This window comes from Maricaulis sp. (genome assembly GCF_039978735.1).
GTDB lineage: Bacteria > Pseudomonadota > Alphaproteobacteria > Caulobacterales > Maricaulaceae > Maricaulis.
The window spans coordinates 1-26,203 of sequence record NZ_JBDWAS010000021.1; the positions used below are offsets into that span (position 1 = coordinate 1).

General features: G+C 64.8%; 21 protein-coding genes and 1 pseudogene. 8 read left to right on the top strand and 14 right to left on the bottom strand.

Annotated elements, in window-relative coordinates; all coding sequences use genetic code 11:
• Nucleotides 1-40 precede the first annotated feature (40 nt).
• Nucleotides 41-1,432 (top strand): DEAD/DEAH box helicase, encoded by a 1,392-nt coding sequence (locus tag ABJO18_RS06200; protein ID WP_348509093.1) that lies wholly within the window; start codon nucleotides 41-43, stop codon nucleotides 1,430-1,432.
• 255 nt (nucleotides 1,433-1,687) lie between these two features.
• Nucleotides 1,688-2,680, top strand: a complete 993-nt coding sequence (locus tag ABJO18_RS06205) for a diguanylate cyclase (protein WP_348509092.1) — start codon at nucleotides 1,688-1,690, stop codon at nucleotides 2,678-2,680.
• Between the two features lie 63 nt (nucleotides 2,681-2,743).
• Here the strand turns inward: ABJO18_RS06205 and ABJO18_RS06210 are convergent, their stop codons facing one another.
• The 9 genes and pseudogenes from ABJO18_RS06210 to ABJO18_RS06250 form a co-directional block, all read right to left on the bottom strand.
• Nucleotides 2,744-3,334: a glutathione S-transferase N-terminal domain-containing protein gene (locus ABJO18_RS06210; protein ID WP_348509091.1), complete on the bottom strand. Its 591-nt coding sequence runs from the start codon at nucleotides 3,332-3,334 to the stop codon at nucleotides 2,744-2,746.
• 5 nt (nucleotides 3,335-3,339) lie between these two features.
• Entirely contained in the window at nucleotides 3,340-3,699 is a 360-nt protein-coding gene (locus ABJO18_RS06215; RefSeq protein ID WP_271186800.1) for an iron-sulfur cluster assembly accessory protein, read from the bottom strand.
• Nucleotides 3,700-3,721: 22 nt separating this feature from the next.
• Nucleotides 3,722-4,045, bottom strand: a pseudogene (locus tag ABJO18_RS06220) (SUF system Fe-S cluster assembly protein); the annotation flags it as partial.
• A 116-nt stretch (nucleotides 4,046-4,161) separates the two neighbouring features.
• Nucleotides 4,162-5,403: a cysteine desulfurase gene (locus ABJO18_RS06225; protein WP_348509090.1), complete on the bottom strand. Its 1,242-nt coding sequence runs from the start codon at nucleotides 5,401-5,403 to the stop codon at nucleotides 4,162-4,164.
• Between the two features lie 187 nt (nucleotides 5,404-5,590).
• A complete protein-coding gene (sufD, locus tag ABJO18_RS06230; RefSeq protein WP_348509089.1) occupies nucleotides 5,591-6,625 on the bottom strand; it encodes a Fe-S cluster assembly protein SufD in 1,035 nt (344 codons plus the stop codon).
• 220 nt (nucleotides 6,626-6,845) lie between these two features.
• A complete protein-coding gene (gene sufC, locus ABJO18_RS06235) occupies nucleotides 6,846-7,610 on the bottom strand; it encodes a Fe-S cluster assembly ATPase SufC (protein WP_348509088.1) in 765 nt (254 codons plus the stop codon).
• An 18-nt stretch (nucleotides 7,611-7,628) separates the two neighbouring features.
• Nucleotides 7,629-9,104: a Fe-S cluster assembly protein SufB gene (gene sufB / locus ABJO18_RS06240; RefSeq protein ID WP_348509087.1), complete on the bottom strand. Its 1,476-nt coding sequence runs from the start codon at nucleotides 9,102-9,104 to the stop codon at nucleotides 7,629-7,631.
• 1 nt (nucleotide 9,105) lies between these two features.
• Complete coding sequence (locus ABJO18_RS06245; RefSeq protein WP_348509086.1) at nucleotides 9,106-10,269, bottom strand: cysteine desulfurase family protein; 1,164 nt, start codon at nucleotides 10,267-10,269, stop codon at nucleotides 9,106-9,108.
• A gap of 4 nt (nucleotides 10,270-10,273) precedes the next feature.
• Nucleotides 10,274-10,750 (bottom strand): Rrf2 family transcriptional regulator, encoded by a 477-nt coding sequence (locus ABJO18_RS06250; RefSeq protein ID WP_271186807.1) that lies wholly within the window; start codon nucleotides 10,748-10,750, stop codon nucleotides 10,274-10,276.
• 207 nt (nucleotides 10,751-10,957) lie between these two features.
• On the opposite strand from ABJO18_RS06250, the gene ABJO18_RS06255 reads away from it, so the two are divergent.
• Entirely contained in the window at nucleotides 10,958-11,641 is a 684-nt protein-coding gene (locus ABJO18_RS06255) for an alpha/beta hydrolase (protein ID WP_271186808.1), read from the top strand.
• A gap of 1,032 nt (nucleotides 11,642-12,673) precedes the next feature.
• Here ABJO18_RS06255 and ABJO18_RS06260 read toward each other — a convergent pair.
• The gene (locus ABJO18_RS06260; RefSeq protein WP_348509117.1) at nucleotides 12,674-13,777 is read right to left on the bottom strand and encodes an anhydro-N-acetylmuramic acid kinase; all 1,104 of its coding nucleotides are present in this window, start codon (nucleotides 13,775-13,777) and stop codon (nucleotides 12,674-12,676) included.
• Between the two features lie 62 nt (nucleotides 13,778-13,839).
• Between ABJO18_RS06260 and tyrS the strand changes: the two genes are divergently transcribed.
• Complete coding sequence (gene tyrS, locus ABJO18_RS06265; protein ID WP_348509118.1) at nucleotides 13,840-15,084, top strand: tyrosine--tRNA ligase; 1,245 nt, start codon at nucleotides 13,840-13,842, stop codon at nucleotides 15,082-15,084.
• Between the two features lie 146 nt (nucleotides 15,085-15,230).
• Here tyrS and ABJO18_RS06270 read toward each other — a convergent pair whose 3' ends face one another.
• The gene (locus tag ABJO18_RS06270) at nucleotides 15,231-18,671 is read right to left on the bottom strand and encodes an AsmA-like C-terminal region-containing protein (RefSeq protein WP_348509119.1); all 3,441 of its coding nucleotides are present in this window, start codon (nucleotides 18,669-18,671) and stop codon (nucleotides 15,231-15,233) included.
• Nucleotides 18,672-18,773: 102 nt separating this feature from the next.
• On the opposite strand from ABJO18_RS06270, the gene bcp reads away from it, so the two are divergent.
• The 4 genes from bcp (at nucleotide 18,774) to ABJO18_RS06290 (ending at nucleotide 21,928) form a co-directional block, all read left to right on the top strand.
• Nucleotides 18,774-19,244 carry a thioredoxin-dependent thiol peroxidase gene (gene bcp, locus ABJO18_RS06275; RefSeq protein ID WP_348509120.1) on the top strand — a complete coding sequence of 157 codons (471 nt, stop codon included), beginning with the start codon at nucleotides 18,774-18,776 and terminating at the stop codon, nucleotides 19,242-19,244.
• Nucleotides 19,244-20,053: a ferritin-like domain-containing protein gene (locus tag ABJO18_RS06280; protein ID WP_348509121.1), complete on the top strand. Its 810-nt coding sequence runs from the start codon at nucleotides 19,244-19,246 to the stop codon at nucleotides 20,051-20,053. The genes bcp and ABJO18_RS06280 overlap by 1 nt, the downstream gene beginning before the upstream one ends.
• A 104-nt stretch (nucleotides 20,054-20,157) precedes the next feature.
• Nucleotides 20,158-21,408: a peptidoglycan DD-metalloendopeptidase family protein gene (locus ABJO18_RS06285; RefSeq protein ID WP_348509122.1), complete on the top strand. Its 1,251-nt coding sequence runs from the start codon at nucleotides 20,158-20,160 to the stop codon at nucleotides 21,406-21,408.
• A gap of 58 nt (nucleotides 21,409-21,466) precedes the next feature.
• The gene (locus ABJO18_RS06290) at nucleotides 21,467-21,928 is read left to right on the top strand and encodes a polymer-forming cytoskeletal protein (protein ID WP_348509123.1); all 462 of its coding nucleotides are present in this window, start codon (nucleotides 21,467-21,469) and stop codon (nucleotides 21,926-21,928) included.
• A 100-nt stretch (nucleotides 21,929-22,028) separates the two neighbouring features.
• Here the strand turns inward: ABJO18_RS06290 and ABJO18_RS06295 are convergent, their stop codons facing one another.
• From ABJO18_RS06295 to ABJO18_RS06305, 3 genes are all read right to left on the bottom strand, one after another.
• A complete protein-coding gene (locus ABJO18_RS06295) occupies nucleotides 22,029-22,433 on the bottom strand; it encodes a SirB2 family protein (RefSeq protein WP_348509021.1) in 405 nt (134 codons plus the stop codon).
• Nucleotides 22,434-22,456: 23 nt separating this feature from the next.
• Nucleotides 22,457-23,588, bottom strand: a protein-coding gene (prfB, locus tag ABJO18_RS06300; RefSeq protein WP_348509020.1) for a peptide chain release factor 2 whose coding sequence is annotated in 2 segments (ribosomal slippage) — nucleotides 22,457-23,518 and nucleotides 23,520-23,588 — 1,131 coding nt in all. Because the reading frame shifts where the segments join, the coding sequence is not laid out codon by codon here.
• Between the two features lie 74 nt (nucleotides 23,589-23,662).
• The gene (locus ABJO18_RS06305) at nucleotides 23,663-26,170 is read right to left on the bottom strand and encodes a penicillin-binding protein 1A (RefSeq protein ID WP_348509019.1); all 2,508 of its coding nucleotides are present in this window, start codon (nucleotides 26,168-26,170) and stop codon (nucleotides 23,663-23,665) included.
• Nucleotides 26,171-26,203 lie beyond the last annotated feature (33 nt).

The window sequence follows — 26,203 nt, forward strand, 5'->3', positions numbered from 1 at the left end:
GGCGCGCCCGCTGTTCTTAGTGTGTCAAACAAAGGACGCCATGACGTTCGCTGAACTCGGACTGAGCCCGAAACTCCTCGAAGCGATTGAAGCTGCCGGGTATACCGACCCGACACCGATCCAGGCCGGCGCCATCCCGCCAGCCCTGGCCGGTCGCGATGTCCTTGGTATTGCCCAGACTGGTACGGGCAAGACCGCGTCCTTCACCCTGCCCCTGATCGAGCGCCTGTCGCGCGGCCGTGCCAAGGCACGCATGCCGCGTTCGCTGATCATTGCGCCCACACGCGAGCTCGCGGCCCAGGTCGCCGAGAATTTCGAGACCTATTCGAAGGGTCAGAAACTCTCCATGGCGCTGCTGATCGGCGGTGTTGCCTTCGGGCCGCAGGAAGAGATCCTCAACAAGGGCGCCGACGTGCTGATCGCCACGCCGGGCCGCCTGCTCGACCATTTCGAGCGCGGCAAGCTGTTGATGAATGGTGTGCAATTCCTCGTCGTCGACGAAGCGGACCGCATGCTGGACATGGGCTTCATTCCCGACCTCGAGCGCATTTTCAACATGGTGCCGCCGCGCCGCCAGGTACTGTTCTTCTCGGCCACCATGCCGAAGGAGATCAAGAGTCTGGTCGACCGCTTCCTCAACGACCCCGAGCGGATCGAGGTTGCCCGGCCCGCCACGACCGGCGCGAACATCCAGCAATACCTGGTGAAGGCCGCCTCCTCTGCCGCCAAGGACAAGCGCGCCGCCCTGCGCGCCGCGATGAACCGCGACGGCGTGAAGAACGGCATCATCTTCGCCAACCGCAAGCGCGATGTAGACATCGTCGCCCGCTCGCTGCAGCGCCACGGCTTCTCTGCCGCCCCGATCCACGGCGATCTGGACCAGTCCACGCGGACCGCAACGCTGGCCGGCTTCAAGTCCGGCGAGCTGCGCTTCCTGGTGGCCTCGGACGTCGCTGCGCGCGGGCTCGACATTCCCGATGTCAGCCACGTCTTCAATTATGACGTACCGCACCATGCCGACGATTATGTCCACCGCATCGGCCGGACCGGCCGCGCCGGCAAGACCGGCGAGGCGATCACGATCACGACATCGGCCGACGACAAGTCGCTGAGCGCCGTTCTCAAGCTGATCCAGCAGGACGTGCCCGAATTGCCGGTCGAGGGCGTGAAGGCTCCGGCACCGGACACCGAAAAGCCGGCTCCCCGCAAAAGCCGCAGCACACGTGGCAGCAGCAAGGCGTCTGAAAAGAAGGCCGAAAAACCTGCTGAAAAGCCTGCGGAGAAGCCGGCGGACAAGCCGGCAACCTCGTCGGGACGCGAGGACAGGCCGTCCGGCAACCGCCCCACACGCGACAAGTCGCGCCGGCGCCAGGATCACGACGATAATCGCGTCGTCGGATTTGGCGACCATGTGCCCGACTTCATGACCTAGATTTGGCTGCGCGCTGCCGCCCCGGTATCCGCCGGGGCGGCAGCGGCCCACCCGCTGAAATCGTATGAAACGCCAGAACAATCTGCGCCGGCCTCATACGATATGAGCAATTTTTACCTCTTCTTTTCCTTTCTCCCCTAGTCTCCGGATTGTCGCGGACGAAGAAGCTCGTTCGCCAAGGGAAGGACGTATCTCGTGAACGGTCGATTGCTAGGCAAGGAAGGACGTGAGTTCGCGCACAAGGCGCTTGAGCTCATGGATCAGTTTGACGTCGCTCCAACGCCGGAAAACTACGCCGTCTGGATCTGCTTCGCGAGCGATACCAATCCGGAACTCTGTGAAACCCTGCGCACCCATATCGAGGCCGGCGAGGCCTTCAGCGAAACCGTCAACGCGGAACTCTTCGAACAGTATTTCCAGTGGAAGGCCATCCAGGATGCGATCCTGGAAAGCGGCAATCTGATGAGCCGCGAGCTCGGCGCCGTGAAGCAGTCGCTGGAAGCGGCCGAGCGCGACACTGTCGCCTATGGCAAGGCGCTGGAAGGCGCCACGCATGAACTCGTCGCCAGCCCGGATGCGGCCGGCATGAAGCGCCTGGTCGAATCGCTGGTCTCCGCCACGGCGCGCATGCAACGGCGCAGCCAGGCGCTCGAGGACAAGCTGCAAGCGACGTCCAACGAAGTCACCAAGCTGAAGACCCATCTTGAACGGGTCCGCGAAGAAGCCATGACCGATGCCCTCACCGGCATCGCCAACCGCAAGCGTTTCGACGAAGCGCTGCGCCGCGCCCGCCGGGCTTCGGAGGCCGATGGCACGCCGCTGAGCCTGATCCTGTGCGACATCGACTTCTTCAAGCGCTTCAACGACACCTGGGGCCACCAGACCGGTGACCAGATCATCCGTTTCGTTGCGGGCTGCCTGACCCGTCACTCGCTGGAACACCATGTGGTGGCCCGCTATGGCGGCGAGGAATTCGGTATCGTGATGCCGAACACCGACACGGCGACGGCCAGGGACATTGCGGAAAAGATCCGCAAGACGGTCGAATCGAAAAAGCTGCTGCGCAAATCCACCAATGAGGATCTGGGCAATATCACGGTGTCGCTGGGCATTGCCGGCTATCGCGACGGCGAATCGATCGAGGAGCTGATCGAGCGCTCTGACGCCAATCTCTACAAGTCCAAGACGGAAGGGCGGAACCGCTCGACCAGCGACGAGAGCACGGACAGCCGGTCTGCCGCCGCCTGATCACACCGTTCCCTGTCGAGAAAAGATGATGCCGCCTCAAGGGCGGCATTTTTCTTTGCGGTTCTATCCGTCGGCTGGCGGCTGGGTCGACTGGAAGCTCGCCCGCGAGGCCCAGGCATCATGCAGGGCCACCAGTCGCGGACGCCCCGAGCGCCAGTCGCATTCGGGATAGCGGAAATCGAGATAACCCAGCGCCACGGCCATGGTCAGCGGCCCCTGGGCGTGCGGATTATCCGCCTCGCCCATGCCCGCTTCCAGCTCGTCCAGCGCGCGCTGGATGCCGCGCTCGCGCCGGCCGATCCAGAAATCCGACCGGATGCCTTCATCGCGCACCATCTCGACCCGGCGCATGACCGTGAGATCGAGCAAGCCGCTGCCCAGCGCTTCCAGGCGGCGGTCCGTCCAGTCACGAGGCCAGGGCTCACCGGCACGCTCGGCGATATAATCGGCGATGATGGCGCTCTCGGTCAGCGCCTGGCCGTCATCCATCAGCAGGCACGGCACCCGGCCCAGCGGATTGGCCCTGAGCAGGTCCGGATCGTCATCAAAGGGGTGGGCCTCAACCTCCTCGATCGCATCGCCCAGAGCGAATTCGCGCACCATGACACGGCATTTGCGCGAATAGGGCGAGGTCGAGGAGATAATCAGCTTCATGGAGATCAGGCACTCACGGCCGGGACGATGGTGACACTTTCCCCGCAGCCGCAGGCATCGGTCTGATTGGGGTTGTTGAACACGAATTTGGCGTGCAGCGGCGTCACTTCATAGTCGATCTGGGTGCCGAGAAGGAAAAGCAGTGCCTTCGATTCCAGCACGATCTCCACACCCTTGTCCTCGACGCGCTCGTCCAGCGCCTCGGGCGCCTCGACATAACCCATCTCGTATTCCATGCCGGCACAGCCGCCATTCTTCACGCCGACCCGCAGGAAGCCGGCGCCGCGATTGGCCATGATCTCCTTGACGCGCGCAGCAGCGGCATCGGTCAGGGTGACGGCCTTGGGTCTTTCGCGTCGGGTCATCGTGCTTCGCATCCAGTTGCGTCTAGAACATGTTCAGCGCCAGCCGCGCCTCGTCGGACATGCGGTCCGGGGTCCAGGGCGGTTCGAATGTCAGCTCGACCAGGGCGCGCTCGACCCCGTCGACCTTCTCCACGGCCTCCTGGACCCATCCGGGCATCTCGCCGGCCACCGGACATCCCGGCGCGGTCAGCGTCATTTCCACCTTCAGGGTCCGGTCGTCTTCCAGATCGACCTTGTAGATCAGGCCGAGCTCGTAGATGTCGACCGGGATTTCCGGATCATACACTGTCTTGAGCGCTGCGACGATGTCATCGGTAATCCGGGCCAGCTCGTCCTGCGGGATCGCCCCGGCCGGCGGCGACACCGCCTCCGCGACTTCAACCGGCGTGGCCGGTTTGGCGGACGTCCGCGGCGCGGACAGATCGATCATGTCTCGGTCTGTGGTCTGGGTCATTTCAAAGCCTAGATGAGAAACTCGCGGGCCTTTTTCAATGCGTCGACAAACGCATCGGCCTCTTCGAACGTGTTGTAGAGCGCAAAGGAGGCGCGCGCCGTGGCGCTCAGCCCCAGACGGCGCATCAGCGGCTGGGCACAGTGGTGGCCGGCCCGTACGGCCACGCCGTACTTGTCGAGAATCTGGGCGACATCGTGCGGATGCGCCCCCTCCATGTGGAAGGAGATGATGGCGCCCTTGTCCTGGGCCGTGCCGATCACGGTGAGACCGTCGATCTCCGCCAGCCCGGTCATCGCCCGGTCCATCAGCGCGCGCTCATGCTCCATCATGGCGATACGGTCATGACGCTCAACCCAGCGGATCGCCGCGCCCAGACCGATCACATCGGCAATCGCCGGCGTTCCCGCCTCGAACTTGTGCGGCACATCGGCGAAGGTCACACGGTCCTCGAACACGTCGGCAATCATCTCGCCGCCGCCCATATAGGGCGGCAGGCGGTCCAGCCAGTCACCGCGGGCATAGAGCGCGCCGGCGCCGGACGGGCCGTAAAGCTTGTGACCGGTAAAGACGAAGAAATCGCAGTCCAGCGCCTGCACATCGACCGCCAGATGCACCGCAGACTGCGAGCCGTCGAGCAGCAGCGGAATCTCCGCCACGCCCGGGATCGCGCGGATCCGGGCGATATCGTTGACCGTGCCCAGCACGTTGGACATGTGGGTGATGGCGATCAGGCGGGTCCGGTCATTAACCAGGCCTGCCAACTGTTGGTAGTCCAGCTCTCCAGCCTCGGTCACATCTGCCCATTTGAGGGTGAAGCCATTCTTTTTACTCAACAATATCCACGGAACGATATTGGAGTGATGCTCCATCCGGCTGATGACGATCTCGTCGCCCGGGCTGAGCATCTGGCAGAAAGTGTGGGCAACAAGGTTAATCGCCTCGGTCGAGCCGCGGGTGAAAACGATCTCGTTCGCGCTCTTGGCATTGAGGAACCGGCGCACATCCTCGCGCGCGGCTTCGAAGGCCTCGGTCGTCTCGTTTGCCAGGGTGTGAAGCCCGCGGTGAACATTGGCGTAGGAGGCGCGGTAGACGCCCGCCACGCTCTCGATCACGAATTCCGGCTTCTGCGCCGAGGCGGCACTGTCCAGATAGACCAGCGGCCGGCCATTGATCTCGCGCTGCAGGATCGGGAATTCGGCGCGGATGGCGTCGATATTGAGGCTGGCAGGAATATTCTTGTGGACTGTCATGCGGCCACTCCAGCCGGCAAACACCACCTTCTCCCCGCGGGAGAAGGTGCCCGAAGGGCGGATGAGGGGGAAATCCCGGTGGCCGCGCTGAAAGTTCGAAGGGCGATGCCTTCCCCCTCTCCCTCGCTCCCTCTCCCAAGGGAGAGGGCGGTCAAGCGCAATGCCACGACTGAAACGATCCTATCGGTCACGACAGCGCCTCCAGCCGGTTGCGTAGTTCGCCCTTCAGGGTTTCGCGCAGGCTTTCATCGGCAATGCCGTCCAGCGGCTCGGCCAGGAAGCTCTCGATCAGCAGTGCCCGCGCCTTCGGCGCCGGCAGGCCGCGCTGGCGCATGTAGAACAGCGCCGTCTCGTCGATCGCACCCAGCGCATTGCCGTGCGCGCACTGCACGTCATCGGCATAGATTTCCAGTTCCGGCTTGGCGTCGATCTCGGCGCGGTCGTCCAGCATCAGCGCCCGGTGCGTCATGCGCGCATCGGTCTGCTGGGCGGCCCGGTCGACGATGAATTTGCCCTGGAAGACGCCATGGCCGTGCGAGGCCGCAGCACCCTTCACCAGCTGGCGCGTCTGGCCGCCAGGACCCGTGTGATGCACGACCGTCGTCGAATCTGCGTGATGCCGGGCGTCGAGCAGATAGACCCCGCCCAGATCCACTTGCGAGCCCTCGCCCGGATGCGTGATGTGCGTCTCGATCCGCGAGAGCTTGGCGCCAAAATCCAGCGTGCGCTGATTGAGGGCCGCGCCCGGCGCCAGCACGATCTCGGCCGACGACACGAAGACGCCGTCCGGCGCATCGGCGGCGATACACACACGGTCGAGCCGCGCGCCCGTTTCCAGCGTGATCTTCAGATGCCAATTGCCCAGCGCTCCGGCCTCGGCCCGGTAATGCTCGACCAGCGTCACCGCATGCCCCGCCGGCACGGTGATTTCCGCATCGGCCGCGCTGGCACCCGGCTTCGCCGTCAGCGTCAGGTTCAGCCGTGCCCCATCGTCCGGGCGCAGGGATGCCGCTTCGAGCCCGTCGACAACAAGCTCGCCGGCGGCGGAGACATCATTGGCGGCCCGGCGCAGGTCCGACCATTTCCACAACTCGTTGCGCTTGGTCGGCAGGCCCTGTTCACGCGTCGCCTCGCGCAGTTGCCCACGCCAGCCGGTGGCGCCTTGCAGCGCGGCGATGAGGGCTTGTTCAGCGGGTGTGTGGGTGAGCGTCGCGACGGTCATGCTCTCGCTCCAGTTTCAATCGCTGTCATCCCGGTCGGATGGCACGCGAAAGCGGGCCGCAGAGCCGGGACCCAGACACGCAGGCCAGGGCCGGAAGCAGACGCAGTGCCGGCACTTCGTGCATCGGGATGGGCACCGGGATTATGGGTCCCGGACCTCCGCCCGCCCCAGGGCCGGGCATGCGTCCGGGATGACAAGTGAGGTGATGACGAAAAGAGCATCACGCCGCCTCGCCGAGATACTTGTCATAGCCTTCCGCCTCGAGCTCGTTGGCAAGCTCGGGACCGCCGGACTTCACGATCCGGCCGTTCGCCATGACGTGGACGCGGTCCGGCGTGATGTGGTCCAGAAGGCGCTGATAGTGGGTGATGACCAGCATGCCGCGGTCAGGCGCACGCAGGGCGTTGACGCCATCGGACACCGTCTTCAGCGCGTCGATATCGAGGCCCGAATCCGTCTCGTCCAGGATCAGGAATTTCGGCTCCAGCACCAGCGCCTGCAGGATTTCCATCCGCTTCTTCTCGCCGCCGGAAAAGCCGACATTCACCGCCCGCTTGAGCATGTCCATCGACACGCCGAGCTGTTTCGCCTTCTCGCGGATCAGCTTCATGAATTCCGGCGCCGACACCTCCGTCTCGCCGCGCGCCTTGCGCTGGGCGTTGAGGGCTTCCTTGAGGAAGGTGATGGTCGGCACGCCGGGGATTTCCACCGGATACTGGAAGGAGAGGTAGAGCCCCTTCGCGGCGCGCTCTTCCGGCGCCATCTCGCCGATATCCTCGCCGCCGAACGCGATCGCGCCCCCGGTGACGTCATACCCCTCGCGGCCGGTGAGCACATAGGACAGGGTCGACTTGCCGGACCCGTTCGGGCCCATGATGGCATGCACCTCGCCCGCCGGGACTTCCAGCGAGAGCCCTTTCAGGATCGGCTTTTCCTCGCCGTCGGCGGTTTCGACCTTGCAATGGAGGTTTTCTATCTTGAGCATTGTTTTTTCTCGCAAAATCTAGCCGACACTGCCTTCGAGAGACACTTTGAGGAGGTTCTGGGCCTCCACGGCGAATTCCATCGGGAGTTCCTGCAGGACCTCGCGCACGAAACCGTTGACCAGCAGCGCCGTAGCCGCCTCCTCGTCCAGCCCGCGCTGGCGGGCATAGAAGAGCTGGTCCTCGGACAGGCGCGTCGTCGTCGCCTCGTGTTCGAGCACGGCCTTGGGCGTCTTGCACTCGATATAGGGCACGGTGTGGGCGCCGCACTGATCGCCGATCAACAGGCTGTCGCACTGGGTGAAATTGCGCGCGCCTTCCGCCTTGGCGTGGATCGAGACCAGGCCGCGATAGGTCTGGTCGGACCGGCCCGCGGAAATCCCCTTAGAGATGATGCGGCTGGTCGAGCCCTTGCCCAGATGGATCATCTTGGTGCCGGTATCGGCCTGCTGATGCCCGTTGGTGACGGCAATGGAATAGAATTCGCCGCGCGAATTCTCGCCCTTCAGAATGCAGGACGGGTATTTCCACGTGATCGCCGAACCGGTCTCGACCTGGGTCCAGGAGATCTTGGAATTCTTGCCCCGGCAATCGCCGCGCTTGGTGACGAAGTTGTAGACGCCGCCCTTGCCGTTCTCGTCGCCCGGCCACCAGTTCTGGACGGTGGAATACTTGATCTCCGCATCGTCCAGCGCGACCAGTTCCACGACCGCGGCGTGCAGCTGGTTCTCGTCGCGCATCGGCGCCGTGCAGCCTTCCAGATAGGAGACATAGGCGCCCTTGTCGGCGATGATCAGCGTGCGCTCGAACTGGCCCGTGCCTTCCGCATTCATGCGGAAATAGGTCGACAACTCCATCGGACAGCGCACACCGGGCGGCACATAGACGAAGGAACCGTCGGAGAAGACCGCCGTGTTCAGCGTGGCGAAGTAATTGTCCGACGCCGGCACGACCGAGCCGAGATATTTGCGCACCAGTTCGGGGTGATCGCGCAGCGCCTCGGAGATCGAGCAGAAGATCACGCCGGCCTTGGCGAGCTCGGCCTTGAAGGTCGTGACGACAGACACCGAGTCGAACACGGCATCGACCGCGACACGGTTCTCCGAGCCTTTCACGCCCAGCAGCACTTCCTGCTCTTTCAGCGGAATGCCCAGCTTCTCGAAATCGGCGAGGATTTCAGCGGGCACATCGTCGATCGAATCGTACTTCGCGCCGGCCTTCGGCTCGGCGTAGTAATAGATGTCCTGGAAGTCGATCGGCGGATATTTCACCTTCGCCCAGTCCGGCTCCTTCATCTGGAAGAAGCGCTCGAGGGCTTTCAGGCGCCATTCGGTCATCCAGGCCGGCTCGCCCTTCTTGGCCGAGATATAGCGCACCGTTTCCTCGTCCAGACCCTTGGGCGAGAATTCCTGTTCGACGTCCGTCGTGAAGCCGTACTTGTACTTGTCGGCCTCAAGCTTCTTGACGTCTTCAATGGTTTCCTTGACCGCAGCCATGTCAGCTCACCGCCTTGAGTGCGTTTGAATGTTCGGGTCGGGCGCGCCCGTGAGCCTCGCTCCAGGCTTTCACGAAGGCGTCTGCCTGATCCGCCGTCGAATTCCAACCCAGCGAGACACGCAGGAAGCCGCGCGATGCATCCGCGTCCAGCCCGGTTGCGTTGCCGATCTTCGATCCGTGCGCCTTGCCGGACGAGCAGGCCGAGCCTGCGCTGACGGAGAAACCCGCCAGATCCAGCGCCATCACCTGGGTCTCGCCCTTCCAGCCCGGCACCGCGATGCCCAGCGTATTGGGCAGGCGCGGCGCGCCCTCGCCCAGGATGTGGATGTCCGGGGCGGCCTGCTTCAACCCGGCCGCCATGGCATCGCGCCAGTCCGCCAGGCGGGCAAAATCGTCCAGACCGGCCACGGCCTGTTCGATCGCCAGGCCAAGCCCGGCAATACCGGCGACATTCAGCGTGCCCGAGCGGCGTCCCTTTTCCTGACCACCGCCGCGCAATTGCCGCTCCAGCGGGGCGTTGCAGGCCGCGATCAGCGCGCCCACGCCCTGCGGGCCGCCGAACTTGTGCGCCGAGATCGCCATATAGTCGGCGCCCAGCGCGGCAAAATCGACAGCGATCTTGCCCACGGCCTGTATCGCATCGACCACGACCAGACCGTCATGCTCGCGCATCAGGGCGGCGGCTTCGGCGACCGGCTGGATCGTGCCGATCTCGTTATTCGCCAGCATCAGCGCCAGCGCCGGCCGGCCGTCGCGCTCTGTGTCCCAATGGCCCAGCCGGTCTTCCAGCCAGCCCAGATCGGCCAGGCCGGCCGCCGTGACAGGAATTTCCTCGACCGGCAGGCCGGAAGCCCTTGCGGTATCGGCGACGGCTTCATGCTCGATCGCGGAATGCAGGATGCGGCCGGCACCGCCGGCCCGGATCGCGCTGTGCAGCGCCAGATTCAGGGCTTCGGTACCGCAGGAGGTGAAAATCACATCCTCGGCCCGCGCACACAGCGCCTTGCCCGTCTGGCGCCGGGCCGTCTCGACGAGACGCAGCGCGGCCTGCCCGTCGGCATGCACCGACGAGGCATTGCCCGTCGTGCGCATGGCGTGCGCCACCGTCTCGATCACGTCCGGTCGCACCGGCGTGGTCGCGTTATGGTCGAGATATGTCCGCATCGGCTCAGACCGTGGCGGGCTCGGCAACAGGCTTGGGCCGCTCCATGCGGCCTAGCGCACCGCTCGCAGCGCCCAGCAGGCGCCGTTCGAGCACGTCTTCCAGCGTGATCGAGGACAGGAAGAGATAGATGTGCCGGCCCAGCTCGTCCCACAGATCGTGCGTGATGCAGCGGCGCCCGTCGGCCAGGCAGCCCTTGGCGCTGGAACAGCGCGTGGCGCGCAGCGGTTCGTCGACGGCGACGATGATGTCGGAGATGCGGATTTCCGTCGGCTTGCGGCTGAGGCGATAGCCGCCGCCGGGACCGCGGATGGAGGAGACAATATCCGCCCGGCGCAGCTTGGCGAAGAGCTGTTCCAGATAGGACAGCGAGATGGACTGGCGCGAGGCGATATCGCTCAGCGTCACAGGCCCGTCCTCGCTGGCCAGGGCCAGATCGGCCATCGCCATGACGGCGTAACGTCCCTTTGTGCTCAGCTTCATGCGTTTGCCTCCTTAAACGCTCGCATCCCGCGTACCGATCATGCTAAGACCCGCCTTTCCGGAACGGACGGGCTTCGCGAATGCGGTGTTCGGCCAATAACCGAGTAGAACAGTCAGGAATATGGGCTGCCGTCCGCCACGTTGCAATGGACGAATTGCCGCATATTTGCAGGACGCGAACTGGAACGACCAAAAAGGCGAGTGTGAATGCCTGACGTAATCATTCCCGGCCCCGCCGGCCGGCTTGAGGGGCGCTACAGCCCGAGCGAAGACCCGACCGCCCCGATTGCGCTGATACTGCATGCCCACCCGCTGGGCGGCGGCAATATGGAAAATCCCACCGTCGACATGATGTACGACGCGTTCCGCAAGCGCGGCTTCGCGACGCTGCGGTTCAATTTCCGCGGTGTGGGCCGGTCCCAGGGCAGCTATGACCAGGGCCTGGGCGAACTGTCCGACGCCGCCACCGTGCTCGACTGGGTGCAGGGCTATAACCAGGGCGCCCGCTTCTGCTGGGTGGCCGGTCACTCCTTCGGCGCCTGGATCGGCATGCAGCTGCTGATGCGCCGCCCGGAAATCGCCGGCTTCATCTCGGTCGCCCCGCCGACCAACATGTATGATTTCACCTTCCTCGCCCCCTGCCCGGCTTCGGGCATCATCGTCCATGGCGGCGCCGACAAGATCGTGCCGGCCGACGATGTCGAGCGCGTGATGTCCAAGGTGCGCGTGCAGAAGGGTATCGAGATCACGACCGAAGTCGTGCCCGACGCGAACCACCTCTTCTCCGACCATCTCGAAGAGCTGCAGCGCCACGTGGAAGCCTATCTCGACGCCCACCTGCCCGGGGTCGAAAAGGAACGCGCCGAACGCCAGATCACCGGCAAGCGCTGAGTCTGACGGCCACTTTCACGCCTCAAGACATCCGTTTTTCCCGGCTGGCCGCTCTCGCGGGCGCAGGCTTCCGCCCGGCGCAAGCCGGGTGGAGCGCCGGAATTTACGGGAAACGCATCACTTGAAGTGATCTTCGGTCGGTCCCGGATCTGCGGCCTGCCTGCGCAGGCCTCCGTCCGGGAGAAATGGAGAGCGGTAAAAAGAGAGCGCAAACGCCGCACCAAACACCGTCACCCTGACGAAAGTCAGGGCCCAGTTCGTAGGGCGCGGTGACGGCAATCGCGCACTTATCCCGCACATCGCCGACATTCGATCCGAGCCCAGTTAGCCGAAATTCCGCTTTATGATCTGGGTCCTGACTTTCGTCAGGATGACGGTGTGTGGGGCGGATATCGGAAACTTATCCCCGCCCTCTCAACTGCGCGTATGCTCTCAGACGGTTTCCGGGATGGGAGGCATGAGCTCAGTCCCTTGTGCCCGGGAGCGTGCGGAGCTCGTCCGCGCCTGGTGGGTGACAGCATCAGGCTCCGGCGTGGCCATCTGCGGGGACACCGGCAAAAAGCTCGACCGGAGCGTGCCTGCAGGTTTCGAGACGGTCCCGCAAGGGATCCGGGTAAATCTCCGCGTGCGGGATGCCTCGGGCATCACCACCAAAGCTTCAAATCCGGACACGCGATGTCCGCCGTGCATCCCGCACCCCTCTCATGGCTCCAGGGTTCTGCCCGTGGAGGGTTTGGTGTTTCCTCATCTGCAAACACACACGATTTTTCCCGGAAGCGCGCAGCGCTGTCCGGGACCGACTGGAAGCCGCTCACGCTTCACGCAGCAAGCAGATCCCGGATCTGCAGCCTGCCTGCGCAGGCTGAAGCCTGCGCCCGCGAAAGCGGGTGGCCGGGAGAAATGGGAGAGGTTGAAATGCGCACGTCCGCTTTCCCCGGACCTGTTCCGGGGCCTGCCGGCGTTTCAGGTGCAGGCTCAACCGGGCCCCGGCACAAGGCCGGGGGAAGTGGAGCGAGATGGGAAGAATTCTGCCTACACTCGCGAGATTCTACCGCCGGAGACCGCGTGGCGGGCGCCCGTGGTGGAAGGAAGGCTGGTGGGCAGGCCGCGTTCGACGCGGACCGCCAGCCAGGCGAAGGCCTCGGCTTCCAGGAGATCGCCGCGCCAGCCGACGGCCTCGACCGGTTCGGCTGCAACACCCAGATCTTCACCCAGCATCCGCATCAGGGTGGGGTTCAGCCGTCCACCGCCGGTGACCAGGAGACGATCCGGCCGGCCCAGGCGTGTGATGGCATCGGCCACGCTGCGGGCGGTGAATGCGGTCAGGGTGGCGGCACCGTCGGGCGCGGCGAGATTGCGGACAGGTTCGAGGGTAAAGTCCCAGCGGTCGAGGGATTTGGGCGGCGCCAGGGCGAGGAAGGGATGCTGCAGCAGATCGTCCAGCGTCGCGTCATGCACCCGGCCGGCCGCGGCCAGCGCCCCGTCGCGGTCGAACGCCTCGCCGGTATGGCGGACACACCAGGCATCGATCAACCCGTTGGCGGGGCCTGTGTCGAAGGCGACCGGATCGCGGCCCGGCGCCATCCAGGTCACATTCGCAACACCGCCCAGATTGAGCACGGCCACCGCCCCGTCCAGCCCGGCATGATCGGCCAGGGCGCGGTGATAGAGCGGTGCCAGGGGCGCGCCCTGCCCGCCGGCCAGCATGTCGGCGGTACGGAAATCATGGACGACATCGACGCCCAGCCGGCTGGCCAGTTTGCCTCCGTCGCCGATCTGCAGCGTCTGCCCGCTGCTGCCGCCCGACGGCGCGCGATGCAGCACGGTCTGGCCATGAAATCCCACCAGTTCGACAGCATCCAGGTCGAGTCCGGCTGCAGCGGCAACACGCTCGGCAGCCTCGGCATGACGATCGGTCAGGACGGCCTCGGCGCGGCGGAAGTCCGGCGCCGGACCGGTGAACTGCCAGTCCAGCGCGGCATCCACCGCGGCCTGCAGGATCGCCCGGTCCTCGCGGGTATAGGCGACGGTTTCGCCAGGCCCGAAGGATGCGATGCGCACACCATCGGTCTCGATCAGGGCGGCATCGATACCGTCCAGCGAGGTGCCGCTCATCAGTCCGATCACGCGTTTCATGTGCGGCCCCTCTTTTCTCGGCGCAAAGCTCGACCTAGAAGCGCTCTATCAGGAGAGCGATCATGAGCGAATACAAGTCCGAACTCGTGCGCGTGCTCGTCGAGCGCGGCTATCATTTCCAGTCCACCGACCTTGAAGGCCTCGACAAGGCGGCCAGCGAAGGCGTGGTGACGGGCTATATCGGATTCGACGCCACGGCGTCCTCGCTGCATGTCGGCTCGCTGGTGCAGATCATGATGCTGCGGCGCATGCAGCAGGCCGGCCATAAACCGATCATCCTGATGGGCGGTGCGACGACCAAGATCGGTGATCCGACGGGCAAGGACAAGGTCCGCGCCATGCTGGATGACGAACAGATCGCGGCCAACAAGGCCAGCATTCTGCAGCCCTTCTCACGCCTGATGTCGATCGGTGACGGTCCGACCGATGCCATTGTCGTGGACAATAATGAGTGGTTTGCCGAGTTCGGTTACCTGGAATTCCTGCGCCGCTTCGGCACGCATTTCACCATCAACCGCATGCTCACCTTCGAGTCGGTGAAACAGCGCCTGTCGCGCGAAGAGCCGATGACCTTCCTGGAATTCAACTACATGCTGTTGCAGGCGGTCGACTTCCTGGAACTCAACCGGCGCACCGGCTGCACGCTGCAGCTGGGCGGCGGCGACCAGTGGGGCAATATCGTCAATGGCGTGGAATTGTGCCGCCGGGTCGACCAGAAGGAAGTCTACGGCTTCACCACGCCGCTGGTGACGACCGCCTCGGGCGCCAAGATGGGCAAGACGATGGATGGCGCGGTCTGGCTGAATGCCGACATGCGCAGCCCGTACGAATACTGGCAGTTCTGGCGCAATACCGAGGACGCCGATGTCGGCCGTTTCCTGCGCCTGTTCACCGACCTGCCGCTGGACGAGATCGCCCGGCTGGAAGCGCTGGAAGGCGCCGAGATCAACGACGCCAAGGTGCGCCTGGCCAATGAGGCGACGACGCTGCTGCACGGCGCCGATGCCGCCCGCGAGGCCGAGGCGACCGCGAAACAGACCTTTGCCGGCGGCGGTGCGGGCGATGCCCTGCCCACCGTCACTTTCGATATGTCGGACGAGACGGTGACGCTGGTCGGCCTGTTCGTCGAAGCCGGCCTGGCCGGTTCGAATGGCGAGGTACGCCGTCACATGAAGGCCGGCGCCGCCAAGGTGAATGACGCCGCGCTGAGCGACCCCTTCGCCCGGCCGACGGACGATCTGGTTATCGACGGCGCAATCAAGCTGTCGGTCGGCAAGAAGCGCCACGCCCTGGCCAAGCCGGCGTAGAACGCTGCGTCATACCCCCTTCTCCCACGGGGAGAAGGTGCCCGGAGGGCGGATGAGGGGGACATCCCGATGCCGGTGCGTTATCGCCAAACGCGGTGTCTCCCCCCTCTCCCTCGATCCCTCTCCCGAGGGAGAGGGAGGTGGAGTTAATCGTCCGGACCTGTTTCTTCAGGCGTGCCTTGCGGCTCGGGAGCGGCCTCCTCCACACCGGCATCGCGCGCCCGTTCCCGGGCGGCACGTTCGGCGGCCGTGCCTTCGAAAATGCGTCGCAGCAGGCCCGGCGCCAGTGCGGAAAGCGGGTTGGCGAAGACCGTCAGACTGTCGAACGGCCCCTCGACGGAATAGGTGATGCCGATCACGCCCTCGCCCGGCCGCGAGACGAGAATATCGCCGATCACCGGCACCCCGCCGAACAGGGAATTGAGCGCATAGGACGGGGCGAGATTGCCGTCGATCGCCGCTCGCTCGGATGCAAAATCGATTGTTCCCGCGGCCGTCACGCCCAGCGCACTGCCCGCCGCACGGGCATCGCCGATGGTCATCAGGCCGTCCTCGTAGAGCAGGTCGGCATCGATCCGGTCGAACACGATCCCTTCACCATTGAGCAGGGCAGCGAGGCCCTGGAAGGAGCCGGCTGCCAGGATCCGCGCCAGAATCGGCACACGGACGAGCGTCAGATCGGTCACTTCGAGCCGGGCCGACAAGGGTCCTTCCGAGCCGAGGGGCGGCGCCGAACCCAGCATCGCCATACGCCCGCCCAGGGCATAGGATTCCACCCCGAACAGCGAGGCGACCCGTTCGACACTCGGCGCCTGCATGCGGAATTCGCGCGCACCGCCGGGCTCACTCGCACCGAAGGCGGCCTGGAAGGAGCCGTCCATGGTCTGGCCGGAAACAGAGAAGGCACGGATCCCCTCTGCTTCGCCACGCCAGATCAGATTGAAATCGTCCAGCACCGAGCGTTCCGACAGGATGAGCCGCGCAATGTCGGCATTCACGGACACGGGCATCACCCCTCCGCCTTCACCGAGCGAAGTGAGCTGCGCCACGAAATCGGACACATCGACATACTGGCCGGACAGCTGCAGATCGAGCGGCGCACCCGCGGTTTCCGGCACGACCAGCCGCGCCGAAATATCCGCCAGCCCCTCGATGAAGAGCCGGTCGAGATCGACGCGCTCCAGCCGGCTTTCCGCCCCCATGACGAGGCTGCCGGTCACTTCCATCCCCTCGCTGCGCACGGCCAGCGCGTCGACGGAATAGCGGCCCGTCTCGTCCACGGAGATGCGCAGCTCGGCCTCGCCAGACACGCCGGCAGCCTTGCTCCACACGCCGCCGGGCGTTTCCAGCAGCGCCTGTTCCAGATCGGCATGAAGATCGATCGACCGGAAATCCAGACCGTCCGACACCGCTTCGCCGGTGAGGCGGATGGGCCCGTCGAAATAGCGCCGCACCGGGATGTTGAACACATCCAGCGTCGCCGCCGTGACATCGGCCGACAGGCCGATCCGGGTCGAGGCGGCATCGTCCGGCAGGCCGAACGTCTCGGCCCAGTCGATATGCACCGGTGTTTCCCCGAACAGGGCATCGCCCGAGGCTTCCAGCCCCTCCTGGCGCGCAGAGATCGCGATCTCGCCGCCTGTCAGCTCGATCGGCGTACCGGGGACGTTCAGGCTGACATTGGAGAACGTGCCATCGATGAAGAAGGGGATTTCCTCGACCGGCACGTCGGTCAGCATGGCGCGGCGGATCTCGAAACGCATCTCGCCCTGCCCGCCGACCAGCGCCGGGTCGAGCCCGTATTCCGACGGCAGGTGCAGCGGCGGTTCGTCGATCAGGGCCAGGATATCGGACGCATCACCGCGGGCCACACCGCCATAGCGGGCGACCGCCCCTTTGGGATTGAGCCGCGGGATATCGACGAAACCGTCAACCAGTTCGATATCGCCGATACGGCCGCTTTGCATGGCGACCTCGAACGCATTGCCGCGCAGGACGGCATGTCCGCGGCCCTCGACCAGCGGCGTCATTGTGGAGATGTAGAGGACAGACGCGTTCTCGAAATCAAAGCCGAGCGTCATACGCTCATTGTCCATCTGCTCGGCCTCGATATCGTCGGCCCGCAGATCCAGATCGAACCGCGCATTGTAGAAACGGCCGCCCAGAATGCGCTCCTGCACCCAGCTGCGGGCGCTGTCGGCCAGCTCCACCGGCCAGTAGGCCAGCACAGTCTCGGGCTGCACATCCCCAACAATGGGGCCTGCCAGACGCAGATTGGGAAGGAAGCGGCCATCCCCGGCCCGGCTCAGCGACACTTCGCCGGCCAGCTCGGCGCGGATGGTATCGACAGCGAGTTCGAGCCGGTCGAGCGTCGCCGCATACTCGTCCAGCCGGATCTCGCCCTGGGCAATCAGCGCCTCCCATGACGGATCGCGCTCGAACACATCGCCCAGCGCCACAAAACCTTCGCCGACACGGATATTGAATCGTCCGCGCGTCGGCAGGGCGCCGGTATAGCCGCCGATTTCCGTCACTTCGCCTTCAAGGCGGGCCGAGAAGACATCGGACTCGATCCAGCCTTCATGGATACTCATCGTGCTCTCGACCGGGTCGAACCGGGCCGACAGGTGCGCACCGGCGATCCGGCGGGCTTCGCCCCCGGTCAGGATCTCGCCGTCGCCGACGTCCAGCACAATGGAGGCCGTGCGGATCCCGCCCTGGCGCGTCGCATCGACGACAAAGTCCAGATAGACCGGCGCATCCACCGCCCGCAACGGTGCGAGAGGCCCGCTGTCGGGCAGCACGCCGGCGGGAGATAATTGCTGGAAGCGCGCCTCGAACAGCAGCGTCTCCAGATCGGCACCGGCCTGCAGGCGCAGCTCGACCGGCGCAAAGCCGGAGGGGGTCGCGAACTGGCCTTCGATCTCGGCCAGGATGCGCGTGTCGTCGCGCTCGAAGCGCACACCGGCATCATCCACCAGCCAGGCAATACCGCTCTGGGCATCGACGATCCGCACGGCCGCCTGTTCGATACGCACATGCTGCAACCGGCTGAGACGGCTGGCGGGATTTTGCGGATCGGCCAGGAGCTGGAACAGGCTGGCGCTTTCATCGCCGCCCCGTTCGGGCAGCTGCGCATTGGCGGCGACGCGCTCGGCACTGCCCAGCCCGGCCCCGACAGCGCCATCGGCCCGGCGGACGAGCGAGAGAGAGCCGCCCTGGATATTGAGCGCAACCGGTTCCAGCCGGCCGAGCAGCAGTGCGTCGACCGCCAGACCGGCCTCAATGCGCGGCGCCCGGGCAATGACGTCACCGGTCTCGTCGGCAACGGTCACATCGCCGGCCATCAGCATGAGGGCCCGTGTCTGCGGATCGAAACCGGCCTGCAGCCGGCCGAGCGCCACGACGTCGCCCTCAAAGGCCCGGGCCAGCATGCGCTGGGCATCCTCGCGCAGGAAGTCGAGCTCGACCGGACCGCTGGACAGACGCCACAGGACCGCAGCAATGCCGAAGATCGCCAGCGCCAGAAGGACAGCGACCGCCTCGAGCAGGTAGATCAGGCTCCAGCGCAGGGACTTGCGCAGCATCAGCGCCTCCCGACCGCAGCGGGAAGACTGGACGCGCCGGATTCTACGCGCATTTTACACTCATCAGCCCGCATCCACGGCAACAAGCGCAAGAGGGATATGATGAGCGAACTCAAAACCGGCGACCTTGCTCCGACTTTCAAACTGCCCGCCGATGGCGGAAACGAGATCGACCTGGCCGATCTGCGCGGCAAGACCGTTGTGCTCTATTTCTACCCGAAAGACGATACGCCGGGCTGCACCACGGAAGCCATCGACTTCACCCGTGCACAAGCCGACTTCGAGGCTGCCAACACGGTCGTCATCGGGGTATCCAAGGATAGCGTGCAAAAGCATGACAAGTTCAAGGCCAAGCATGACCTTTCAGTGGCACTGATCGCCGACGAGGCCGGCGAGATCTGCGAAGCCTATGGCGTCTGGGTTCTCAAGAAGCTCTATGGCCGCGAATACATGGGCATCGAACGCGCCACCTTCCTGATCGGTCCGGACGGAAAAATCGCCGGGGTCTGGCGCAAGGTGAAGGTGAAGGGCCATGCCGACGCCGTGCTCGAGGCGGCCCGCAAGCTCGCCTGATGTGCGACGAGACGCTTCTTCGCCTGGCCCTGCAGGTTCTGGAAACGGCGGAACCGCGCGCCAAGGCGGCGGCCGCGCGGGCTGCAGCCCGGGCCTGGACCGGCGGAACCGTGCCGCTTGGCGGACCGGTCGAGGCGCCCGACCGTCCGGCGCGGCCTGCAGAGCCGGTCTGTGTCGCGCCCGGCAAGGTGCCGCGCCGCCGGCTCAACACGCTCGCCGGCCGCTGCGCCCTGATGCATGCGATCGCCCATATCGAGTTCAATGCGATCGACCTCGCCTTCGACATGGTCGTGCGCTTCGCGCTCGATTCGGCGCTGGATGATGCCCGGCGGCCGGAATTCGTCACCGACTGGATCGGCGTCGGCGATGACGAAGCCCGCCATTTCGAGATGGTGGCCGACCGTCTGGAAGCCATGGGCAGCCACTACGGCGCCCTGCCCGCTCATGACGGATTGTGGGATTCGGCCCGGACCACAGCCGGCGCACTGGACGCCCGGCTCGCCGTTGCACCCATGGTTCTGGAGGCGCGCGGGCTGGATGTGACACCCGGCATGATCGAACGGCTCATGTCTGCCGGTGACCGGGAAAGCGCCGGAATTCTTCGGATCATTTATGAAGAAGAAGTGGGGCATGTCGCCGCAGGCGCCCGCTGGTTCAGATACTTATGCGAGAAATCGGGCCACGAACCGGCGTCGCATTTTCAGACCCTGGTAACCAAATATTTCCGCGGGCGCCTCAAACCTCCCTTCAATACCGATGCGCGCAAGCGTGCCGATCTGCCGGCGAATTTTTACGGCCCCCTCGTCTGAGACGGCGCAGCTCTTGCATTGGCGTGTATTGATATCCAGCGGGCTTTTGTGTCACATGCTCGCGCAGGGAATTTGGGGCAGGCAAAATCTAAGCGGCGTAGCGCATGTTATCACGAGTCAAAGAAGCTGTTTGGGGAACGGCTCAGCGCTGGTTTCCGGATCGGCAGATCTATCACCGGAGTGACGGGCAAGTCCGTTATTTCGCGATCTCCACCGGCGTCCAGATCGGCGCACTCCTCGGGGCAACAGCTCTGGCGGGGTGGCTGTGCTTCTCGACCGTTTCCGTCGCCTTCCACGGGCGCGCCATCGCGGCAAAGGATGCCGAGATCGAGCGCGACCGGATCTACTATCACCGCATGGTCGCCGAGGCCCAGGCCAATGAGGCGACGGTCATCTCTTTCATGGAATCGCGCATGGAGGAGTTCGACCGCACCGCGTATGAATTCCAGATGCGTCACGAGACGCTGCGTCAGCTGGTCAGCTTTGCCGAGCAGCTGACCGGGACGGAAATGTCCCCCTCGCCCGCCCTCGACGATGGCCGGGTCCTGATGGCGGCAGCGCCCGCCGACCCGTCACCGCGTGAAGCGCGCGATCCCATGGCTGCCGTCGCATCCGTCACCTCCGACGCGCCGGAAGACCAGATTTCCTATCTCATGGGCGAACAGGATGCCGTTCTCGCCCGCGCCGAAGACGCCACCGAAGCCCGCCTGCAGAATCTGCGCGCTGTCCTGCGCCTGACAGGGCTGGACATCGAGGACGTGATTGCCGACCAGCGCGAAGGCGAAGAACGCGGCGGTCCCTTCCATCCGATTTCGGAGACCGATCTTTTCTCGGCCGGCTCCAACCCGAACTTCGAACTCGATGACGCTTTTTCCTCGCGCATCAACCGCATCGCAGCGCGCCTGCTGGAAGTGGAAGAACTCGAGGACTTTGTCACTTCCGGCCCGCTGGGTGTGCCGATCGGCGACACCTATCGCCGCACCTCGGATTTCGGGGTCCGGATCGATCCGTTCAACGGACGTCCCACCTCTCACTACGGTCTCGACTTCGCCGCCTATCGCCGGGCACCGATCATTGCGACCGGTCCGGGCGAAGTGATTTACGCGGGTTGGCGCTCGGGCTATGGTCGCACCGTGGAGATCGACCATGGTTACGGCTTTGTGACCCGTTATGGCCATCTCCACGAAATCGCAGTGCGACGGGGCGATACGGTTGACCGCGGACAACTCATCGGGGGGATGGGGTCCACGGGACGCAGTACCGCGACCCATCTGCATTATGAAATTTGGTACAACGGATCGGCTATCGATCCGGAACGTTTGTTGAGAGCCGGCCAGTATGTTCAACAAGGCTAAAGAGACCTCGTCCTCCGACAGCGGAGCGTCGTTTGCCCCTCCCCCGAAAAGGACCGCCATGAAATCGAAAGCTCCGTCCATTCTGTCCAGCGATCTGGTTCTGACCGGGTCGATTGTTTCCGATGGCGAAATCCAGCTCGACGGCCAGGTTGATGGCGATGTTCGCGCCGGATCCCTGATCATCGGCGAGGACGCCTCTGTCTCGGGTGAAGTCTCTGCCGAGACCGTCGTGATCCGCGGCAAGGTGACCGGCAGCGTCCGCGCCCGCCAGGTCCAGCTGGCATCGACCGCGCGCATTGAGGGCGACATTGTCCACGCGACGCTCTCCGTGGAAGCCGGTGCCTATTTCGACGGCCACTGCCGCCATGCCTCCGATCCGATGCAGACCGGCGACACTTCGAAGTCGGCCAAGCCGAAGGTCGAGGCACCGAAGGCCGACAGCAAGCCGCCGGCTCCCGGCAAGCCCGACCCGCTCGACTCGCTCGAGCCGCCGGTTGCGGCATCGAAGTCCGGCTTCTAAGGCCCGGCTTCAGATACAGAACCATAGAACCGGCGCCCGCCCAGGCGCCGGTTTTTTTCTTGCCTGAAAGGCACGCCCCGCAGCCCGGACACCATGAAGGCTAGAGGGGCAGCCCCGAGAACAGGCCCATGGGATGATGGGTCCGGGCGACGGTGACGATGAAAAGGAAGACAGTCGCCGCGGCGGCGGTCGCGACCAGGCGCACGGGTGCCGGACGCGCTGGCCGCAAGGCGATTATGCCCAGGGCGATGTAAACGACCAGAAGTGCGACCTTCACCGTCAGCCAGGAGTCCGCGAAGGGGTATTGGCCGGTCACCACGGTCAGCGCAATTGCGGAGGCGAGCAATACGGTGTCGATTGCATAGCTGCTCATGCGCACGGGCCGCAGGCGGGGCCAGCCCGCACCGGCCAGATTGACGGCAATCGCGCGAACCAGGAAGAAAACCCCGCTCAGCACGACGGACGTCATATGGATGTGGCGCAACGCCGTGTACCAGGTCTCCATATCGTCAACCCCGCTCGCCGGCCCTAGCCCTCGGCCTCGTCGTCGCCACCGACCCGGGCCGCCAGGGCCGCCGCCATGAACTCGTCGAGATCTCCGTCCAGCACGCCGGACGTGTTCGACGTTTCCACATTCGTCCGCAGATCCTTGACCATCTGGTAGGGCTGCAGGACGTAGGAACGGATCTGGTGGCCCCAGCCGATCTCGGTCTTGCTGTCGGCCTCGGCCTGGGCCGCGGCCTCGCGGCGTTGCAGCTCGACTTCATAGACCCGCGCGCGCAGCATGTCCCAGGCCTGGGAGCGGTTCTTGTGCTGGGAGCGGTCGTTCTGGCACTGCACGACGATCGGCTTGTCCTCGCCGGGCATGTCGTAGGTCAGACGTACGGCACTGTCCGTCTTGTTGACGTGCTGGCCGCCGGCCCCGGAAGCGCGATAGGTATCGGTGCGCACTTTCGACTCGTCGATCTCGACCTCAATGGCGTCGTCGATCTGCGGATAGACACCAACCGACGAGAAACTGGTGTGACGCCGGGCGGAACTGTCGAAGGGCGAAATCCGCACCAGCCGGTGCACACCGCTTTCCGTCTTCAGCCAGCCATAGGCATTCTCGCCCTTCACCAGCAGCGTCGTGGACTTCAGCCCGGCTTCTTCACCGGCCTGTTCTTCCATCGTCTCAACCTTGTAGCCATGGGCATTCGCCCAACGCGAATACATCCGCGTCAGCATGGCGGTCCAGTCCTGGCTCTCCGTGCCGCCGGCGCCGGAGTGGATCTCGAGGAAGGCATCATTGCCGTCGGCTTCGCCGGAGAGCAGCGTCTCCAGCTGGGCGCGGCGCATGCGTTCGGCCAGCTGTTTCAGGCCGGACACGGCCTCCTCGACCATGTCCGCATCGTCTTCCATTTCGGCAAGTTCGATGATCTCGATCGCGTCGGACAGCTCGCGCTCGGCTTCGACAACGGTCTCAATCGCCGACTCCAGACGATTACGCTCGCGCATCAGCCCCTGGGCCTTCTGGGGTTCATTCCAGAAGTCCGGCGCTTCGGATTTCGCGTTCAGCTCGTCGAGGCGTTTCTGGGCAGTATCCCAGTCAAAGACGCCTCCTCAGCAGGCCGACTGCCTGCTGGATTTCGTCGGAAAGGCTCTGGATTTCAGGTCGCATGATGGCAAAGATCTGGCTGATTCAAACAGGTGTGTCTGCCGGGATAGAGGGGCACGGCACGCGAGACAAGACGGTCAGTACAGACCGCCCAGTTCCTCATCCTCCGGCTCCTCGTCCTCTTCTTGCTGCTCCTGCTGGGACAGCAGGAGAGCGAGCGGGTCGTCGCTGACGCTGTCACGGGCAAAGGAGAGCCCGCTTTCCTCATCCTCAGAGGTGCGCGACGGTTCCGTTCCGGGACGGAAGGCTTCCAGGATCACACCCGACTGGCCCAGTGCACCGGGGGTGCCGTTGGTGCGGTCAATCGGCACAAGACGCACACCCTCGGGCACACGGAAGGGCGCAACCGGATAATTCTCCAGCGCGGCCGCCAGAAAGTCGCGCGCGATCGGCGCGGCAACACGGCCACCCGCTTCGCCATTGCCCAGCTGGTAGGGCGTGTCGAAGCCGACATAAACGCCGACAACGATGTCCGGCCCGAAGCCGACAAACCAGGCATCGCGGAAATCATTGGTCGTGCCGGTCTTGCCGCCCAGCGGACGGCCCAGCGGACGCAATGCCGTGCCCGTTCCGCGTTCAACAGCGCCTTCCAGCATGTGAACAACCTGGTAGGCCGTCACGGGGTCGACAACTTCCTCGCGGGTTTCCGGGAATTGCGGCTCGTGCAGTTCCGGCGACCATTCAGCCGCGTCGCAGGTGTCGCAGGGCAGGACTTCGTGGGCGAAAATCGTGGCCCCGGAGCGGTCCTGCACCCGGTCGATGATGGTCGGCTCGACGCGGCGGCCGCCATTGACCAGCGTCGCATAGGCCGAGACCAGCCGGTAGAGCGTGGTTTCCCCGGCACCCAGCGCCATGGCGAGGACGGGTTCGAGATCGTCATAGATGCCGAAGCGTTCGCCGTACTCAGCGATCGGCTCCATGCCCATTTCCTGGGCCAGCCGCACGGTCATCACGTTCCGCGACAGCTCCAGGCCCAGACGCAGGGTCGACATGCCGTAATAGCGTTCCGAATAGTTGGACGGCATGTAGAAGCGCTCGTCCGGACCACCCGTTGCGATAAAGGGCGCATCGAGGATCAGGCTGGCCGGCGTATAGCCATTGTCCAGCGCCGCGGCATAGACAAAGGGCTTGAAGGACGAGCCCGGTTGGCGGCGCGCCTGGGTGGCCCGGTTGAACTGGCTGTGCTGGAAGGAATACCCACCCACCATTGCCAGCACACGGCCGGTGTGCGGGTCCATGGCCAGAATGCCGCCATTGATCTGCGGCACCTGGCGCAGCCCGTACTGGCCTTCGGAATAGCCTTCCTGGTCGGCAATCGAGGCGACCAGGATCACATCGCCCTCGCCCAGCACATCCGACGGGCGATTGACCGCGGCACCGAGCAGGCCGTCCGGCAGAGTCTCACGGGCCCATTCCAGGGCCGACATCGGGATCTCGCCTTCTTCGCCGTTCAGGAAACCGATCCGCGCCCTGTCGGCCGTGGTTTCCAGCACCGTGGCCGGCATCCAGCCCTCGTCGAGATCACCGGGGATCTCGACCTCGGACAGACGCCCGACCCAGCCCTCACCGGCTTCGATCGTGGCCAGCGGCCCGCGATAGCCGTGGCGGCGGTCATAGGCTTCCAACCCGTCACGCAGGGCACGCCGCGCAGCCAGCTGCATCGAGGTGTCCAGCGTGGTGCGAATCGACAGACCGCCATCATAAAGCTCGTCCTCGCCATACATGGAGAAGACTTCGCGGCGGACATTCTCGACGAAATATTCGGCCGCCGTGTAGGTCGCGCCGGACAGGCGGTCGACGGTTTCCAGCGGCTGGGCCTGGGCTTCGCGGGCTGCCTCCTCGGAGACATAGCCATTCTCGGCCATCCGCTCGATCACCCAGTTGCGGCGCGCGATCGCGGCCTCGCGATTGCGTTCGGGGTGATAATTCGACGGCCCCTTGGGCAGCGCCGCCAGGTAGGCGATCTCGTGCAGCTCGAGCTCGTCCAGCGACTTGCCGAAATAATTCAGCGCCGCGGCCGCCACGCCATAGGCGCGGTTCCCCAGATAGATCTCGTTGAGATAGAGCTCGATGATCTGGTCCTTGGTGAAGGCGCGCTCGATCCGGCGCGACAGGATCATCTCGCGCACCTTGCGTTCGATGCGCTGCTCCGAGGACAGGAGGAAGTTCTTGGCGACCTGCTGGGTGATGGTCGAGGCGCCCTCGAGACGGCGTCCGTTGAGCACATTGCCGATATTCGAGATCGCCGCGCGGATGATGCCGCGCAGGTCGAGACCACCATGCTCGTAGAAATTCTTGTCTTCCGCGGAAATGAAGGCGTGGACGACATTCTGCGGGATATTGTCGATCGGTACGAAGACGCGATGCTCGCGCGCATACTCGGCGATCAGCAGGCCATCGCCCGCATGCACCCGGCTCATGATGGGCGGCTGGTATTCGGCCAGCTGCTCGTGATTCGGCAGGTCGTCGGTGACGCGCACCACATAGACAGCCGCAGCCACAAAGCCGATGACGCCCAGCACGACAGCGGCGATGCCGCCCCACAAAGCGGTGCGCATCAGGTTACGCAGAGTAAAAATCTTCATTACGCCCTCTGGCCGCTCGACATGCAGCCCCCC

What these genes read in the sequence shown, in the direction of transcription:
- sufC (WP_348509088.1), bottom strand. Translation starts at nt 7,610, where the DNA reads ATGCTCAAGATAGAAAACCTCCATTGCAAGGTCGAAACCGCCGACGGC.
- ABJO18_RS06280 (WP_348509121.1), top strand. Translation starts at nt 19,244, where the DNA reads ATGTGCGACGAGACGCTTCTTCGCCTGGCCCTGCAGGTTCTGGAAACG.
- bcp (WP_348509120.1), top strand. Translation starts at nt 18,774, where the DNA reads ATGAGCGAACTCAAAACCGGCGACCTTGCTCCGACTTTCAAACTGCCC.
- ABJO18_RS06260 (WP_348509117.1), bottom strand. Translation starts at nt 13,777, where the DNA reads ATGAAACGCGTGATCGGACTGATGAGCGGCACCTCGCTGGACGGTATC.
- ABJO18_RS06255 (WP_271186808.1), top strand. Translation starts at nt 10,958, where the DNA reads ATGCCTGACGTAATCATTCCCGGCCCCGCCGGCCGGCTTGAGGGGCGC.
- ABJO18_RS06270 (WP_348509119.1), bottom strand. Translation starts at nt 18,671, where the DNA reads ATGCTGCGCAAGTCCCTGCGCTGGAGCCTGATCTACCTGCTCGAGGCG.
- ABJO18_RS06210 (WP_348509091.1), bottom strand. Translation starts at nt 3,334, where the DNA reads ATGAAGCTGATTATCTCCTCGACCTCGCCCTATTCGCGCAAATGCCGT.
- ABJO18_RS06200 (WP_348509093.1), top strand. Translation starts at nt 41, where the DNA reads ATGACGTTCGCTGAACTCGGACTGAGCCCGAAACTCCTCGAAGCGATT.
- ABJO18_RS06305 (WP_348509019.1), bottom strand. Translation starts at nt 26,170, where the DNA reads ATGAAGATTTTTACTCTGCGTAACCTGATGCGCACCGCTTTGTGGGGC.
- ABJO18_RS06205 (WP_348509092.1), top strand. Translation starts at nt 1,688, where the DNA reads ATGGATCAGTTTGACGTCGCTCCAACGCCGGAAAACTACGCCGTCTGG.
- tyrS (WP_348509118.1), top strand. Translation starts at nt 13,840, where the DNA reads ATGAGCGAATACAAGTCCGAACTCGTGCGCGTGCTCGTCGAGCGCGGC.
- sufB (WP_348509087.1), bottom strand. Translation starts at nt 9,104, where the DNA reads ATGGCTGCGGTCAAGGAAACCATTGAAGACGTCAAGAAGCTTGAGGCC.
- ABJO18_RS06225 (WP_348509090.1), bottom strand. Translation starts at nt 5,403, where the DNA reads ATGACAGTCCACAAGAATATTCCTGCCAGCCTCAATATCGACGCCATC.
- ABJO18_RS06215 (WP_271186800.1), bottom strand. Translation starts at nt 3,699, where the DNA reads ATGACCCGACGCGAAAGACCCAAGGCCGTCACCCTGACCGATGCCGCT.
- ABJO18_RS06285 (WP_348509122.1), top strand. Translation starts at nt 20,158, where the DNA reads ATGTTATCACGAGTCAAAGAAGCTGTTTGGGGAACGGCTCAGCGCTGG.
- ABJO18_RS06290 (WP_348509123.1), top strand. Translation starts at nt 21,467, where the DNA reads ATGAAATCGAAAGCTCCGTCCATTCTGTCCAGCGATCTGGTTCTGACC.
- ABJO18_RS06295 (WP_348509021.1), bottom strand. Translation starts at nt 22,433, where the DNA reads ATGGAGACCTGGTACACGGCGTTGCGCCACATCCATATGACGTCCGTC.
- ABJO18_RS06245 (WP_348509086.1), bottom strand. Translation starts at nt 10,269, where the DNA reads ATGCGGACATATCTCGACCATAACGCGACCACGCCGGTGCGACCGGAC.
- ABJO18_RS06250 (WP_271186807.1), bottom strand. Translation starts at nt 10,750, where the DNA reads ATGAAGCTGAGCACAAAGGGACGTTACGCCGTCATGGCGATGGCCGAT.
- sufD (WP_348509089.1), bottom strand. Translation starts at nt 6,625, where the DNA reads ATGACCGTCGCGACGCTCACCCACACACCCGCTGAACAAGCCCTCATC.